This is a genomic window from Thiohalophilus sp. (assembly GCF_034521165.1).
Classification (GTDB): domain Bacteria; phylum Pseudomonadota; class Gammaproteobacteria; order UBA6429; family Thiohalophilaceae; genus Thiohalophilus.
The window spans coordinates 215,668-229,274 of record NZ_JAXHMV010000001.1; the positions used below are offsets into that span (position 1 = coordinate 215,668).

Here is a 13,607-nt window from a genome sequence, read left to right on the forward strand (position 1 = left end):
ACACGGAGGCGTTCTCATGAACGTTGCCGCCTACGCCCTGTATGACTCGCGCGACAAGGGGCGCTATATGCCGTTGTACGGCCTGCTGTCCGGCATGCTGTTGTGGCTGCTGGATGCCATGGTCGATGTCTATGTCCTGCAGGTTCCCCAGACCCTGGTCGAGAATCTGATCTTCCCGCCACTGTTCGACATTGCCCTGCGCAGCGGCATTATCGTGTTGATGGTCGCCCTCGGCGTGGCGGCACGGCGCAAACTCAAACGCCAGGAATCCCTGCAACAGGAATTGCTGGAATACAAAAACCGGCTGGAAGAGCTGATCGAACTGCGCGCCGAGGAAGTCCGCAATCCCGCCGACTCGGTTAACTCCGAGATTACCGTGTTAAAGGATCGTACCCGCGACCTGGAAGAGATCGCCAGCATCGATGGCCTGACCCGGTTCTATAACCGGCGTAAGTTCGGCGATCTGATCGACTACGAACTGGCGCGCCAGCAACGCTATCATCACAGCCTGTCACTGATCCTGGTGGACATCGATCGCTTCTGTGAGATCGCCGCCGTCCACGGCCAGGCCACCAGCGAACACGTCATTCGCAGTGTCGCCAGTCGCATTCACTCGCGCATCCGCGCTACCGACATCCCGGCCCGCTGGTCGGAAGACGAGTTCGCGATCCTCATTCCCGAAACCCGCCAGAGCGATGCCCGGCGCCTGGCGCAAAAACTGGTCAAGGCCATCGACGGCACCCTGATCGATAACTTTGGCCTGGTCAGTATCAGCTGCGGCGTCACCGAAGCGCAGGCGCAGGACAACGTGGAACAGTTCACCGACCGCTGCGTGGAAGCGGTGCGGCTGGCGCGCGAGGGTGGGGGGAACCGGGTGGAAGTGTTGTAACTTTTCTTTTTGTTCCCTCCCCTCCAAGGGACAAATCTGTCGGGAACAGATTTGAACAGCCGAAGGCTGGCCCGAAGGGTGTAGGGCAGGATGCCCGGAATAACGGCCAGGGAGGGGTGATCAGCATCCGGCTTTACCAAAATGAGCGCCCTCCGGGCGGTCTGGATCTTGAAAGCGCTGACCCGCCAGCGCGCCTCGGGTTCATCTGACGAAGGCCATCCCTGGCCTTCGCACTTCGTGCAGCCTCCGGCTGTCCAAATTCGAGTCGCTCCCGGCATCCTGCCTCCCGCGACATTAGTACATTCATGTACGTCATCCTGACGAATTTGTCTTTGTCACGCGACAAAGAAACAGAACCAAAGAAAACGCGCCCGAAAGACGCCGCCGGTCCAGCCATTTCCAATGGCTGGAGCGGTTCCCTGCGCTTCTCATTCCAGTCGGGCTCGCCAGACGGCACGTCCCTGTGCCGTCGAGCGAGTGGCGGCATCTAACGGAGGCCGGGGTCAGGTCTCGCCTTTTGCTTTATCGTAATATTGTCTAGGCTTTTCTTTGATAGTTAGGGCCAGAGTAAAAATTTAATCGATTTATAATTTGTACTGATTCAAGCTATCTATCGTTTTTAACCCGGTTTTCAGATTTGTTTTTGCAATCAGGCGAGTGCTGCGGCTATCAGTGACAGGACAACAACCGTGGTCAGGACGATGCGCATCGGTACATACCATGCGGGCACAAGGTTATCTTTTGCGGCACGCTGGTCCATAACGCATAAAGTAACAAACGCAATTATCAGTATGCTGTAGCTGTATGTGTGAGCGATCAACAAGGCAGCCCAGCCAAACAAAGCGGGAAACACGCTCAGCGCCAGTTGCACCTGCGCCGGTTTTCCCTGATGCGACATGGCCGCACCCCAGTGGATCGCTCCCATAAACGAAAGGATAATGGCGCCGTAGGTTCTCAAGACGAAGTCGGCGTTCTGTACGCCAGGCAGATCAATCCATGTTCCGATACTGAAGACGACAAATGGAATCAGGCCGGCATATCCCAGAACTTTTGCCAATTGTTCGGTTTTTATCGTATTCAAAATTTAGTTTCCCTACTGGTTTTCTGAACTGCCAACTTCGCTTGATCTCCCTCTGCGTTAATGGTTTTTTACGGAAAAGGTGGCAAATTTATTTAACTGTTCGTATTGAGACAGGAAGGATTAAAAATAATTCTGTCACCTTTTGTATTCGCCCTTTGTCTTCGTGTCTTCATGGTAAATAGTTTCGTAACAAACAGAACTATTGCTGTGATACCCGGATATAGGCACGGGCACGTTTAACCTTGTCGATACAGTTTGGGTATTTTCCAAACTCAAACTGTATCTTGGCAGCTGTCAACAGGCTTGCGGCCTTGGTGTATTCCATTGTGCCGCCAAGCCCCTTGGCTTTGGCAAAGTCGAGCTCTTTGTAAGCGGTTTCCAGGCCACGTTCACATTGCAGGGCAGCTGTACTCTCGGGGTTGCCTGCGCACGCGGTAATAAAGAAAAATACCAGGGACAGAAGGGACAGTTTTAATCGCATCATTACCTCCGAAATTCTGCTCATGCGGATGAGGATCGCAGCTTATGATACTAACGATTCCCAACCGACTTTAATACTTCTCATTTAACATTTCAGCAATAACCCTTGTTTCGGGGAGTTATGGTGACAGTATGCATATTTCCCGCCACAATCCTGAACTGCCAACTGCCAACTGCCAACTGCCAACTGCCAACTGCCAACTGCCAACTGTGTACTGCCCTGACTCAATAAACATCCTTCGAGTTCTTCGCGTCTTCGTGGTGAAAATTCTACACAGCCTCGGCCGTTTCCCCGAACCAGAACCGGCTGTCCATCTCCAGGAACTGCTGGAAGTGGATGTAATGCGAGCCGTCGCAGGAGAAGGTGAGTCCGACCATGCCGTTGATGATGTTGAACGAGGCGGAGCGCAGGTAGATGGTTTCATCCGCGTGGCGCAGGGCCTTGAACTGATCCAGCACACGGCCGATGTCATCAGAGCTGACCTGAGTGCGCTCATGCGCGGGGCGGCGCGGGTAGGCGAGGCAGCGTTCGGGATCGACGATCTCATCGAGCATGTGGATGTTGTAGTCATACGGATCGTCCAGCGACCAGAAGGAGGCGCGGGAGCTGGAGAAGTGGATCTTGACGTGAAAGATGCCGTGATGGCGCAGCATGTCGGCGATGCTGTTCATGACTTCGCCGAGCACCTTGTCCATGGCGCTTATGGAACGCTGCTGCTGAAACACGGTGCCGCGGATCGCCGGGTCGCCCTTGTACTGGCTCCAGCCGGCCGAGGCCGGAGGATTGCTGCGCTGGCTGTGCAAATCGTCGACGTTGTAGTCGCCGGCGATGAAGCCGAGGATGGCGTCGCCGTCGTGCACGGCCTGGATGGCGGTGATGCAGGGGCGCAGGCTGTGGCGGCTGGTATAGACCGGTGACAGGGTGAAGCCCTGCCAGGGCAGGATACGCTTTAAATAGGGCCGGCCGGTGAGATCCAGGCCGCGCCACTGGGTATCGAGCTGATCATTCTCAATGTTGGCGGAGATCAGGGTGTTATGGGTGTCCACCGCGTAAAGCATGTGGCAGTGGGGCAGTCGGTTCAGTCCCTGCAACAGTACCTGATCCAGTTGTGTCGGTTCCTGCCAGACGCTGGCGGTTTCCCGGGCGAGGGCGGTCAGCGGCTCGGCCGCGAGGCTGGCCAGCAGTTGCTTTTGATAGGTAATGCGATCCTTGAAGGCTGACATAATGTTCCATCCATGTGGTTGTCGGGTAGTGCTATTCCTGTACTGGTATTCAAATAGCATGCCGTCGATTGTCCCCGTGGGCTGTGACAGGCGGATGACGCGGGTTACTTGCGGCAAATGCGCCGGAATTGCGCGGGGATCGTGACTGGCTCGCTCATGGTACCATGTCCCCTGATCTCAAGAGCGGATATCTAATCCCCTATGGCCAAGAGCAAAGTTGTTTATTCCTGCACCGAATGTGGTTCCCAGGCACCAAAATGGGCCGGGCAGTGCGGTGACTGCGGGGCGTGGAACACGCTGGTGGAAGTGACCGCAGTGAGCAGCGGCGCGCGCAACGCGCGCTTCAGCGGCTTTGCCGGCGACGCGGCCGGCCAGCGGGTGCAGCGACTGGCGGAGGTGAATGCCGCCGACGTGGCCCGTGTGCCCACCGGGATCGGCGAGTTCGACCGGGTGCTGGGCAGCGGGCTGGTGCCCGGCTCGGTGGTGTTGCTGGGCGGCGATCCCGGCATCGGCAAGTCAACGTTATTATTGCAAACCGTGGTCAGCCTGGGACAGCAACTGACCCCGCTGTATATTACCGGCGAGGAATCGCTGCAGCAGGTCAGCCTGCGCGCGCAACGCCTGGGGCTGGCGGCGGACGATCTGGCCCTGCTGGCCGAAACCCGGGTGGAGGATATCCTGGCCATTGCCCAGCAGGAGCAACCCCGGGTGCTGGTGATCGATTCCATCCAGACCATCTTTACCGACGAGGTGACCTCGGCGCCCGGCTCGGTCAGCCAGGTGCGCGAGTCGGCGGCGCAACTGGTGCGCTATGCCAAGCAGACCGGCACCGCGCTGTTTCTGGTCGGCCATGTCACCAAGGAGGGCACCCTGGCCGGGCCGCGGGTGCTGGAGCACATGGTCGATACCGTGCTCTATTTCGAAGGCGATTCCAGCAGCCGCTATCGCATGGTGCGGGCGATGAAAAACCGCTTCGGCGCGGTCAACGAGCTGGGCGTGTTTGCCATGACCGACAAGGGGCTGCGCGAGGTGAACAACCCTTCGGCGATCTTTTTGTCCCGCCACGACGAGGCGGTGCCCGGCAGTGTCATCCTGGTCACGCTCGAAGGCAGCCGCCCGTTGCTGGTGGAAGTGCAGGCGCTGGTCGATGACAGTCAGTTGAGCAATCCGCGCCGGGTGACCACTGGCCTGGAACACAACCGCCTGGCCATGCTGCTGGCCGTGCTGCATCGCCACGCCGGCGTGGTGTGCGCCGATCAGGATGTGTTCGCCAACGTGGTCGGCGGCGTGCGGGTCACCGAAACCGCCGCCGACCTGGCGGTGATCCTGGCGGTCATGTCGAGCCTGCGTAACAAGACCCTGCCGCAGGAACTGGTGGTGTTCGGCGAAGTGGGCCTGGCCGGCGAAATCCGCCCCGTGCCCAACGGCCAGGACCGCCTGCAGGAAGCGGCCAAACACGGCTTCAAACGCGCCGTCATCCCCAAAGGCAACGCCCCGCGCAAACCCATCGACGGCCTGCAGATCACCGCGGTTAGCCGGCTCGAAGAACTCCTTGATCTTTTTTAGTGAGCGCACTGGAAAGTAACGCAAAGATCGCAAAGACGCAGAGGACGCAAAGGAAGAAATCACTACAACAATTCGTCAACTCTTGCTCTGTGCTACTTGCCACCAAGAATCAGTAAATAGAGTTGAATATTACACCTGTTCTTCATCAACCCCGGTGCACAGAAAGCTTAATAGAAGCTTTGCGTTCTTTGCGCCTCTGCGTCCTCCGCGTTATTTCCAGCGAAGGAGAGAAATGGCTCACCGGTAGGTCTAGTCCGATTCGAGCAGTTCGGCCAGTTCGCGTTCGAGCAGGGCGGGGTCGCCGAGGTTGAGTTCGAGCAGGCGGTGCAGGTGGCTGGCGCTGTCGAGATCCATGTGGTCGAAGTGCAGGCCAAGGTGGTCGGGGTTGTCGTAGTGGGTAATGCGGGTTTCAAATTCCAGCCGGACTTCTTCGCTCAGCTGCAGTTGCAGCAGATAGGTTTTGTCAAAGTCGCGGGGGCCATCCGTGGGGCGGCGGATCATGGCACCGCGCAGGCTGATGTCGATCACCTCGGTTTGCCACTGGCGGTTGTTAGTGGTGTCGATTAGCCACGCGTCGCCATCGAAGCGGATGCGGGTGAAGTGTCGGCGTTCGGAGTCGCTCATGCTCAGTCCAGGTAAAACTGCATTTTGATGTTGCCGATCTGGATGGTGTTGCCGTCTCGTAGTTTGTGGCTGTGTTCGCCCAGCGGCTGGTTGTCCACCAGCGGAGGATGTTCGCCTTCCAGATGCGAGAGAAAGTAACCGTCGTTGCGCCGCGTGATGACCGCCGTGGCCACGCCCGGTTTACCCAGGTTGGTCATGGAGCGGTTCAGGCTCAGGGTCTTGCCCAGGTTCTGGCCGTTTAAGATCTGCAGCCAGCCCTGACGGGTTTCGTGGTTTTGTTCGGTTTCGGCCTGTTGCGGGGTGATCTCTTCCACTTCGGGCACCGGCAACTCATCCACGTGCGCCATGTTGAGATCTTCTTCGTATTTGTATTCCAGCGTGTGCTTGCCGATGCGGAGGGTGTCACCATCCTTGAGCAGATGCTTGTCGATTTTATTCTGGTCGACGAAGGTGCCGCCCTCGCTGTCGAGATCGACCAGTACCGAGGTCTGATCCCGGGTGTCGATGCGGGCGTGCTGGGGCGAGACCGCCAGGCTGTCGATATGAATGGTGCACTGGGGATCACGGCCGATCAGCATGCTGCCCTTGAGGATCGGATAGACACGCAGAATGCTTCCCTTGAATGACAGCGTCAGCTTGGACACGTGCGGCTCGGCTCCCGGCTAGTATCTGAATGAAAAGTCTATATTTATCGTAGAATTATAGTCTTTTATTAATGTTATTATACAACTGCGGCGGTGGATAGTCCCGATTTGACCGCCCGTCCGGTATTTCCCCCCTTGCGTCAAGGCTTCCCGGGTTCCTGCTCCCCCGCCGGCAGGTTGTTGCGTTTCCAGCCCGGGTCGATGTGCACGGTCTTGACCGCATTGCCGGTGGTCTGGACGATTTCGATGGGATAGTCGGCGATCAGCAGACTGGTGCCGGGATCGGGAATGTGTTCCAGGTATTCGAGGATCAGGCCGTTGAGGGTTTTCGGTCCCTCGGTGGGCAGATCCCACTCCAGCGCCTTGTTCAGTTCGCGGATGGTGATGCTGCCGTCGACCAGAAACGTGCCGTCCTCCTGCACGTGAATATCGCGACTGGAGGCGGCCGGGTCGGTGGTGAACTCGCCGACGATCTCCTCGAGAATATCCTCCAGGGTGACCAGCCCCTGAATATCCCCGTACTCGTTGACCACCAGCGCAATGCGCCGGCGCTCGCGCTGGAAGTTGAGCAACTGGGTGTGCAGGGGCGTTCCCTCGGGGACGAAATAGGCGTCGCGAATGATCTGGCGGAAATTGTCCTTGCTCAGCTCATCCTGCTGGAAGAGTCGCACGGCACGGCGCAGATGGACCATGCCGATCACATGATCGATATCCCCTTCGTAGACCGGCATGCGGGTGTGCTGGCTTTCGGTCAGTTGCTTGGCGATTTCCTCCCAGTCATCAGAGAGATCGATGCCGGCGATCTCGTTGCGCGGCACCATGATGTCGTCGACGCTGACCTTTTCCAGATCCAGAATACTCAGCAGCATCTCCTGGTGGCGCTGGGGAATCATGCTGCCGGCCTCGCTGACCACCACGCGCAGCTCCTCGCTGCTGAGGGTCATGCGTCCGGCCTCATCGAGTCGCACGCCGAACAGCCAGAGCAGGCCGTTGGAAACGCGTGTGATCAGCCAGACCAGCGGATAAAAAATTCTCAGCAGCGGCGCCAGCAAATAGGAGGCGGGCAGGGCATAACGTTCCGGGTTGAAGGCCGCCAGGGTTTTGGGCGTGACCTCGGAGAAGATCAGCACCACGATGGTCAGGGCGATGGTGGCGATCCAGATGCCGGATTCGCCGAACAGCCGGATACCGATCAGGGTGGCAATGGCCGAGGCCAGAATATTGACGAAGTTGTTGCCCAGCAGGATCACGCCGATCAGGCGATCGGGCCGGGTCAGCAGGCGTTCTGCCTTTTGCGCGCCCTTGTGCTGTTTTTCGGACAGGTTGCGCAGGCGATAACGGTTGAGACTCATCAGCCCCGTTTCGGAGCCGGAGAAAAACCCCGACGCAATCAACAGGAAGACGAGTATGCCGATGAGCATACCTAGGGGTAATTCGTTCAAGAACGCAACGCCTCTTGCTGCCTGTAAGGAAAATGAATTACGAAGGACATCACCGGTACTGTCAAGGCTAACTGTTTGTGGCGGCTAGCGATGCAGAACCAGTTCGATAACGAATTTGCTGCCGAAGTAGGCCAGCATCAGGGCGATAAAGGCGGCGATGGTCCAGCGAATCGCCACACGGCCGCGCCAGCCGAATTGAACCCGTCCCCACAACAGAATCCCGAACAGGATCCAGGCGATGATCGACAGCACGGTCTTGTGCACCAGGTGCTGGGCGAGAATATCTTCCAGATAGAGTCCGCCGCTCAACAGCGAGATGCTCAGTACAATAAAGCCCAGCCCGATCATCTGGAACAGCATGGTCTCCATGGTTTCCAGCGGCGGCAGGGCGCGCACGATACCCCCGGGCTGCTTGTTGTGCAGATGGGCATCCTGGAAATAGAGCAGGATCGCCTGCACGACCGCGATACTCAGCAGACTGTAGGCGAGGATCGAGACGAGGATATGAAATTCCAGTCCCGCCGCCAGATCCCGGGCCAGAATGTTGTGCTCGTCGCTGAGCAGGCGCAGCAGGACCGTGACAGCGGTCAACGGCAGCACCACAATGCCGAGCGATTCCACCGGCCGCGAGAGGGCCGACAGCAGCAGCAACAGCGCCGCCAGCCAGCCCACCAGGGTGAAGATGGTATAAAACCCGACATCCACACCGGCCGGGGTAAACAGCACCTGCCATAACAGCACGCCATGCAGCAGCACGGCGATCAGCCCCGGGGACAGCAGACGTAGACGGGTCGTCGGCGCGGCCGGGACGCCGCTGACCAGACGTCGCCATAGCAGAGCGCCGGCCAGCAGATACATCAGGATCGCAGCCAGGGCCGGAAGCAACAGGTTCAAAGCAAGGGAATTCATCACGCCTGAATCATCGCACAGCTCGATCGGCGAAGGAAGTGCCGCGCTGCGCGCAGGGGCCGTGTTTGCACTGAGCTGGCTGTCTTGTATACGTTATGACCAATTCCGGGATAAAACAAATGATTATCAAGGTCTTAGACTTGTGACTCTGGTAGCATTTTGATTTACTCGGGCATGGCACTATTGAAGGTCGGAATAACAGGTTAATAAAGTATGATTCAGTCAGGCGGAGTGACAGGTTAGATGGAACTGCAGGTTTTGGGATGCAGCGGCGGTGTCGGCAATGGTTTACGCACCACCACCATGATGATCGATGAGGATATTCTGATCGATGCCGGCACCGGTGTGGGCGATCTGACTCTCGATCAGATGGCCGGCCTGCGGCATATTTTTCTCACCCATTCGCATCTGGATCATATCGCCAGCATTCCTCTGCTGGTGGACAGCGTGTTCGAACATCTGCATGAACCGATCACCATTCATGCCCAGCAAGTGACCATCGACGCGCTGCGCACGCACATTTTCAATAACGTGATCTGGCCCGATTTTGCCGCGCTGCCGCATCCTGATCGGCCGGTGCTGCGGTATCAGCCGATGCAGCCGGGCGAAACCCGCCAGGTGCGCAATATCCAGTTTGAAATGGTGCCGGTCAATCACGTGGTTCCCGGGGTTGGCTATATCGTGCGCAACAGTCAACAGGTCTTTGCCTTCAGCGGCGATACCACCACCAACGACACCTTCTGGGCGCGACTCAACCAGCTGGAGCGGCTGGATCTGCTGATCGTCGAGGCCGCCTTCGCGGACGACGATATCGATATCTGCCGACGCGCCGGGCATTACTGCCCCGCGCTGCTGGCGGAGGACATTGCCAAGCTGAGCCATCAGCCCGAGGTCTATATCACCCACAACAAGCCGGGCGGCGAGGGCGAGATTTTCGCCGAATGCGCCCGCGCCATCACCACCCATTCGGTCAACCGACTCTCGGCCGGCGCCCGTTTCACGTTATAATATCCCCGGATCGCCGGATGCGGCGGTCGACTGCATTTCCAAGTGAGGCAACATGTTTGATGGTCTGAGCGAACGTCTCGGCCAGACGGTCCGTAACCTGCGCGGGGTCGGCCGACTGACCGAGGAGAATATCAAGGAGACCCTGCGCGAGGTGCGCATGGCTCTGCTGGAAGCCGACGTGGCCCTGCCGGTGGTCAAGGAATTTACCGACCATGTGCGCGAAAAGGCCCTTGGCGAGGACGTCCTCAAAAGCCTGACGCCCGGTCAGGCGCTGATCAAGATCGTCAATGACGAACTGGTGGCGCTGATGGGCGAGGCCAATGACAGCCTCGATCTGAGCGTGACGCCGCCGGCAGTGATCCTGCTGGCGGGCCTGCAGGGCTCGGGCAAGACCACCAGCGCCGGTAAACTGGCCCGCTGGCTGCAGGAGAATCAGAAAAAATCGGTCATGCTGGTCAGTACCGATATCTATCGTCCGGCGGCCATCGATCAGCTGCAGACCGTGGCCGGCCAGGTCGAAGCCAGCTTCTGTCCCAGTGCCAGCGACGAGGATCCGGTCGAGATCGCCCGGCGGGCGCTGGAGCAGGCGAAGGTGCAGCATAAAGATGTGCTGATCGTCGATACCGCCGGCCGTCTGCACATCGACGAGACCATGATGGACGAGGTGCGCCGGCTGCACGAGACGGTCCAGCCGGTGGAGACCCTGTTCGTGGTCGACAGCATGACCGGCCAGGACGCGGCCAATACCGCCCGCGTCTTTCACGAGGCGCTGCCGCTGACCGGGGTCATTCTGACCAAGACCGACGGTGACGCCCGCGGCGGGGCGGCGCTGTCGATTCGCCAGATCACCGGCAAACCGATCAAGTTTCTCGGCACCGGCGAGAAAACCACCGCGCTGGAGCCGTTTCATCCGGATCGGGTGGCCTCGCGCATCCTGGGCATGGGCGATGTGGTCAGTCTGGTCGAAGAGGCGCAGGGCAAGATCGACCTGGACGAGGCCGAGAAGATGGCGGCCAAGCTCAAAAAGGGCAAGGGCTTCGATCTGGAGGACTTCCTCGCCCAGTTTCAGCAGATGAAGAAAATGGGCGGGCTGGCCAGCATGATGGACAAGCTGCCCGGAATGCCCAATGTCCCCGCCGGCGCCCTGGATGCGACGGCCGGCGAGCAGCAGATCAAGCGCATGGAGGCGATCATCCGCTCCATGACGCCCGCCGAGCGGCGCAAGCCGGACCTGATTAAAGGCTCGCGCAAGCGGCGCATCGCCGGCGGCTCCGGCACCCAGATCCAGGACGTCAACCGCTTGCTCAAGCAGTTCACCCAGATGCAGAAGATGATGAAGAAAATGAAAGGCGGCGGCATGGCCAAGATGATGCGCGGCCTCAAGGGCGGTAACCTGCCGCCGGGGCTGATGTAAGCGGGCGAGTTGAATCGCCGAGGGGGCTCGGCTCCAACAGGAGGATATTATTTGGTGGCCCCCTCCCCCCGGGATTGCCGGTATTCCCGATACGCACGGGAGGTGAAATTTTTCCCGCAAAATGGCGCTAAGCCCTTCACTTTTCCGCCATTTTCAGTACAATGCCCCACTCTTTCGGGAAGGCTGTCCGGCTGTGGGTCGAGACGGCCTCAATTTATTTGGTTCAAGAGGTTATAACTCGCGATGGTAACCATACGTCTGGCGCGCGCTGGCGCCAAAAAGCGTCCTTTCTACCATATCGTGGTCACGGATTCCCGTAACCGCCGGGACGGCAGCTATATCGAACGCCTGGGGTTCTTTAACCCGGTCGCCACCGGTAACGAAGTCCGTCTGAATCTGGACAACGAACGGATCTCGCACTGGCTGAGCAAGGGGGCCCAGGCCTCCGAGCGGGTCAGCAAGCTGGTCAAGGAACAGGAAAAGCGCGCGGCATAAACCGCCGCGCGACCGCCTGACCCGATCGGCGGGCGGAAGGACGCCACAGGCCATGCAGCATGCCGATAACATGATCGTGTTGGGGCATATCAGTGGCCTGTTTGGTATCCAGGGGTGGGTGAAGGTCTATTCCCACACCGAACCCCGGAACAACATTCTGAACTATTCGCCGTGGTATCTGTATAGCGGCGGTGAATGGCTGCCCTACCGACTGGCACAGGGCAAGCAACACGGCAAGACCCTGATTGCGCAACTGGAACAGTGTCCGGATCGCGACAATGCGGCGGCCCTGGTGGGCCGCGAGATTGCCGTCACTCGCCAGCAACTGCCGGCGCTGGCGGTGGGGGATTATTACTGGCGCGACCTGCTCGGATTGCAGGTCATTAACCAGGCGGACGTGGACCTGGGCCAGGTGACGAACCTGATGGAAACCGGGGCCAATGATGTCCTGGTGGTCGAGCAGATCGGCGCCGGCGGCAAGCAGGAGCGTTTGATCCCGTTTATTCGCGAGCAGGTGATCAAACAGGTGGATTTGCAGGCCGGCGTGATTCGCGTCGACTGGGATCCGGAATTTTGATTCATGCCGGCTGAGGGCATGAAGGTTAAGTGACATGCGCTTTGATCTCATCACGCTGTTTCCACCGATGTTCAGCGCGGTCACCGAATACGGCATCACCGGACGGGCCCTGAGCCGCGGTCTGGTGGAAGTCGGGTTTTACAACCCGCGCGACTATACGACCGACAATTATCAGACGGTCGATGACCGGCCTTACGGCGGTGGCCCGGGCATGGTGATGATGGTCGAGCCGCTGCGTGAGGCGATTCGTGACGCACGCGGCAGCGACGGCGGGCCAAGCCGGGTAATCTACCTGTCGCCGCAGGGGCGCAGGCTGGATCAGGCCGGGCTGGAACAGTTAGCACGTCACTCGCACCTGATACTGGTGTGCGGTCGCTACGAAGGGATCGACGAGCGGCTGATTGACGCCGAGGTCGACGAGGAGTGGTCCATCGGGGATTACGTCCTCAGTGGCGGCGAGCTGGCGGCGATGGTGATGATGGACGGGCTGACCCGTCTGTTGCCCGACGCGCTGGGGCACGAGGACTCGGCGCAACAGGATTCCTTTTCGGACGGGCTGCTGGATTTTCCGCAGTTTACCCGGCCGGAGACGATAGAAGGCAGGCAAGTCCCGCCGGTATTGCTCAGTGGCAATCACAAGGCCATCGAGCGCTGGCGGCTCAAACAGGCGCTGGGTCGAACCTGGCTGCGACGTCCCGAGTTACTCGAGACGCGCGAACTGGATGAGGACCAACAGACTTTGCTCGCGGAATTTATTCGCGAGCATGAGATTGAATAACGAGGCACGAGCTTGGGAGCGACGAGCATGAGCAACATTATCGACCAGTTAGATGCGGAACAGATGAACAAGACGATCCCGGAGTTCGGTCCCGGCGACACCGTTGTGGTTCAGGTCAAGGTAAAGGAAGGCAATCGCGAACGTCTGCAGGCCTATGAAGGCGTGGTGATCGCCCGACGTAACCGCGGCCTCAATTCCTCATTCACCGTGCGCAAGGTTTCCTACGGGGAAGGGGTCGAGCGTGTCTTCCAGGTTTACAGCCCGACCCTGGCCGAGATTCAGGTCAAGCGTCGCGGTGACGTGCGTCGCGCCAAGCTGTATTATCTGCGCGAACGTTCCGGCAAGTCCGCGCGTATCAAGGAAAAGCTGACCAATAAATAAGCTCATCCGGCATGACAGTCCGGTCGAACGACCGCAAACCGGTGAACATCAGAACGGGTAACCCTCGCGGGTTACCCGTTTTTTGGTTCCGGCGC

Annotated in this window: 15 protein-coding genes and 1 pseudogene; 9 read left to right on the forward strand and 7 right to left on the reverse strand. The window is 59.0% G+C overall.

Features of this window, described 5'->3' with window-relative positions; translation table 11 throughout:
- Nucleotides 1-16: 16 nt before the first annotated feature.
- Complete coding sequence (locus tag U5K34_RS01040) at nt 17-889, forward strand: GGDEF domain-containing protein (protein ID WP_322566681.1); 873 nt, start codon at nt 17-19, stop codon at nt 887-889.
- Nucleotides 890-1,538: 649 nt separating this feature from the next.
- Here the strand turns inward: U5K34_RS01040 and U5K34_RS01045 are convergent.
- From U5K34_RS01045 to U5K34_RS01055, 3 genes are all read right to left on the reverse strand, one after another.
- Nucleotides 1,539-1,970 carry a DUF3429 domain-containing protein gene (locus U5K34_RS01045; protein WP_322566682.1) on the reverse strand — a complete coding sequence of 144 codons (432 nt, stop codon included), beginning with the start codon at nt 1,968-1,970 and terminating at the stop codon, nt 1,539-1,541.
- A gap of 199 nt (nt 1,971-2,169) precedes the next feature.
- Nucleotides 2,170-2,454 carry a hypothetical protein gene (locus tag U5K34_RS01050; RefSeq protein ID WP_322566683.1) on the reverse strand — a complete coding sequence of 95 codons (285 nt, stop codon included), beginning with the start codon at nt 2,452-2,454 and terminating at the stop codon, nt 2,170-2,172.
- Between the two features lie 266 nt (nt 2,455-2,720).
- A complete protein-coding gene (locus U5K34_RS01055; RefSeq protein ID WP_322566684.1) occupies nt 2,721-3,674 on the reverse strand; it encodes a PDC sensor domain-containing protein in 954 nt (317 codons plus the stop codon).
- A gap of 201 nt (nt 3,675-3,875) precedes the next feature.
- On the opposite strand from U5K34_RS01055, the gene radA reads away from it, so the two are divergent.
- Nucleotides 3,876-5,240, forward strand: a complete 1,365-nt coding sequence (gene radA, locus U5K34_RS01060; RefSeq protein WP_322566685.1) for a DNA repair protein RadA — start codon at nt 3,876-3,878, stop codon at nt 5,238-5,240.
- Between the two features lie 249 nt (nt 5,241-5,489).
- Here radA and U5K34_RS01065 read toward each other — a convergent pair whose 3' ends face one another.
- From U5K34_RS01065 to U5K34_RS01080, 4 genes are all read right to left on the reverse strand, one after another.
- The gene (locus U5K34_RS01065) at nt 5,490-5,864 is read right to left on the reverse strand and encodes a PilZ domain-containing protein (protein WP_322566686.1); all 375 of its coding nucleotides are present in this window, start codon (nt 5,862-5,864) and stop codon (nt 5,490-5,492) included.
- Between the two features lie 2 nt (nt 5,865-5,866).
- A complete protein-coding gene (locus U5K34_RS01070) occupies nt 5,867-6,508 on the reverse strand; it encodes an FHA domain-containing protein (protein ID WP_322566687.1) in 642 nt (213 codons plus the stop codon).
- Between the two features lie 140 nt (nt 6,509-6,648).
- Nucleotides 6,649-7,950, reverse strand: coding sequence for an HlyC/CorC family transporter (locus tag U5K34_RS01075; protein ID WP_322566688.1), 1,302 nt, complete (start codon nt 7,948-7,950; stop codon nt 6,649-6,651).
- Nucleotides 7,951-8,034: 84 nt separating this feature from the next.
- Complete coding sequence (locus U5K34_RS01080) at nt 8,035-8,859, reverse strand: cytochrome C assembly family protein (RefSeq protein WP_322566689.1); 825 nt, start codon at nt 8,857-8,859, stop codon at nt 8,035-8,037.
- 306 nt (nt 8,860-9,165) lie between these two features.
- Between U5K34_RS01080 and U5K34_RS01085 the strand changes: the two are divergent.
- The 7 genes and pseudogenes from U5K34_RS01085 to rplS form a co-directional block, all read left to right on the forward strand.
- Nucleotides 9,166-9,753 (forward strand): annotated as a pseudogene (locus U5K34_RS01085) (3',5'-cyclic-nucleotide phosphodiesterase); the annotation flags it as partial.
- Nucleotide 9,754: 1 nt separating this feature from the next.
- The gene (locus U5K34_RS15975) at nt 9,755-9,913 is read left to right on the forward strand and encodes a hypothetical protein (RefSeq protein ID WP_416223987.1); all 159 of its coding nucleotides are present in this window, start codon (nt 9,755-9,757) and stop codon (nt 9,911-9,913) included.
- 6 nt (nt 9,914-9,919) lie between these two features.
- Complete coding sequence (gene ffh, locus U5K34_RS01090; RefSeq protein ID WP_322566691.1) at nt 9,920-11,281, forward strand: signal recognition particle protein; 1,362 nt, start codon at nt 9,920-9,922, stop codon at nt 11,279-11,281.
- 243 nt (nt 11,282-11,524) lie between these two features.
- Nucleotides 11,525-11,776: a 30S ribosomal protein S16 gene (gene rpsP / locus U5K34_RS01095; RefSeq protein WP_310692883.1), complete on the forward strand. Its 252-nt coding sequence runs from the start codon at nt 11,525-11,527 to the stop codon at nt 11,774-11,776.
- A 52-nt stretch (nt 11,777-11,828) separates the two neighbouring features.
- Nucleotides 11,829-12,353, forward strand: a complete 525-nt coding sequence (gene rimM, locus U5K34_RS01100; protein ID WP_322566692.1) for a ribosome maturation factor RimM — start codon at nt 11,829-11,831, stop codon at nt 12,351-12,353.
- Nucleotides 12,354-12,387: 34 nt separating this feature from the next.
- Nucleotides 12,388-13,131 carry a tRNA (guanosine(37)-N1)-methyltransferase TrmD gene (gene trmD / locus U5K34_RS01105; protein WP_322566693.1) on the forward strand — a complete coding sequence of 248 codons (744 nt, stop codon included), beginning with the start codon at nt 12,388-12,390 and terminating at the stop codon, nt 13,129-13,131.
- 27 nt (nt 13,132-13,158) lie between these two features.
- Nucleotides 13,159-13,512 carry a 50S ribosomal protein L19 gene (rplS, locus tag U5K34_RS01110; protein ID WP_322566694.1) on the forward strand — a complete coding sequence of 118 codons (354 nt, stop codon included), beginning with the start codon at nt 13,159-13,161 and terminating at the stop codon, nt 13,510-13,512.
- The last annotated feature ends 95 nt before the right edge of the window (nt 13,513-13,607 follow it).

Excerpts from the sequence above, each read along its gene's own strand:
- U5K34_RS01065 (WP_322566686.1), bottom strand. The coding sequence starts at position 5,864 with ATGAGCGACTCCGAACGCCGACACTTCACCCGCATCCGCTTCGATGGC.
- U5K34_RS01050 (WP_322566683.1), bottom strand. The coding sequence starts at position 2,454 with ATGATGCGATTAAAACTGTCCCTTCTGTCCCTGGTATTTTTCTTTATT.
- trmD (WP_322566693.1), top strand. The coding sequence starts at position 12,388 with ATGCGCTTTGATCTCATCACGCTGTTTCCACCGATGTTCAGCGCGGTC.
- U5K34_RS01040 (WP_322566681.1), top strand. The coding sequence starts at position 17 with ATGAACGTTGCCGCCTACGCCCTGTATGACTCGCGCGACAAGGGGCGC.
- rimM (WP_322566692.1), top strand. The coding sequence starts at position 11,829 with ATGCAGCATGCCGATAACATGATCGTGTTGGGGCATATCAGTGGCCTG.
- U5K34_RS01080 (WP_322566689.1), bottom strand. The coding sequence starts at position 8,859 with ATGAATTCCCTTGCTTTGAACCTGTTGCTTCCGGCCCTGGCTGCGATC.
- rpsP (WP_310692883.1), top strand. The coding sequence starts at position 11,525 with ATGGTAACCATACGTCTGGCGCGCGCTGGCGCCAAAAAGCGTCCTTTC.
- radA (WP_322566685.1), top strand. The coding sequence starts at position 3,876 with ATGGCCAAGAGCAAAGTTGTTTATTCCTGCACCGAATGTGGTTCCCAG.
- ffh (WP_322566691.1), top strand. The coding sequence starts at position 9,920 with ATGTTTGATGGTCTGAGCGAACGTCTCGGCCAGACGGTCCGTAACCTG.
- U5K34_RS01055 (WP_322566684.1), bottom strand. The coding sequence starts at position 3,674 with ATGTCAGCCTTCAAGGATCGCATTACCTATCAAAAGCAACTGCTGGCC.
- rplS (WP_322566694.1), top strand. The coding sequence starts at position 13,159 with ATGAGCAACATTATCGACCAGTTAGATGCGGAACAGATGAACAAGACG.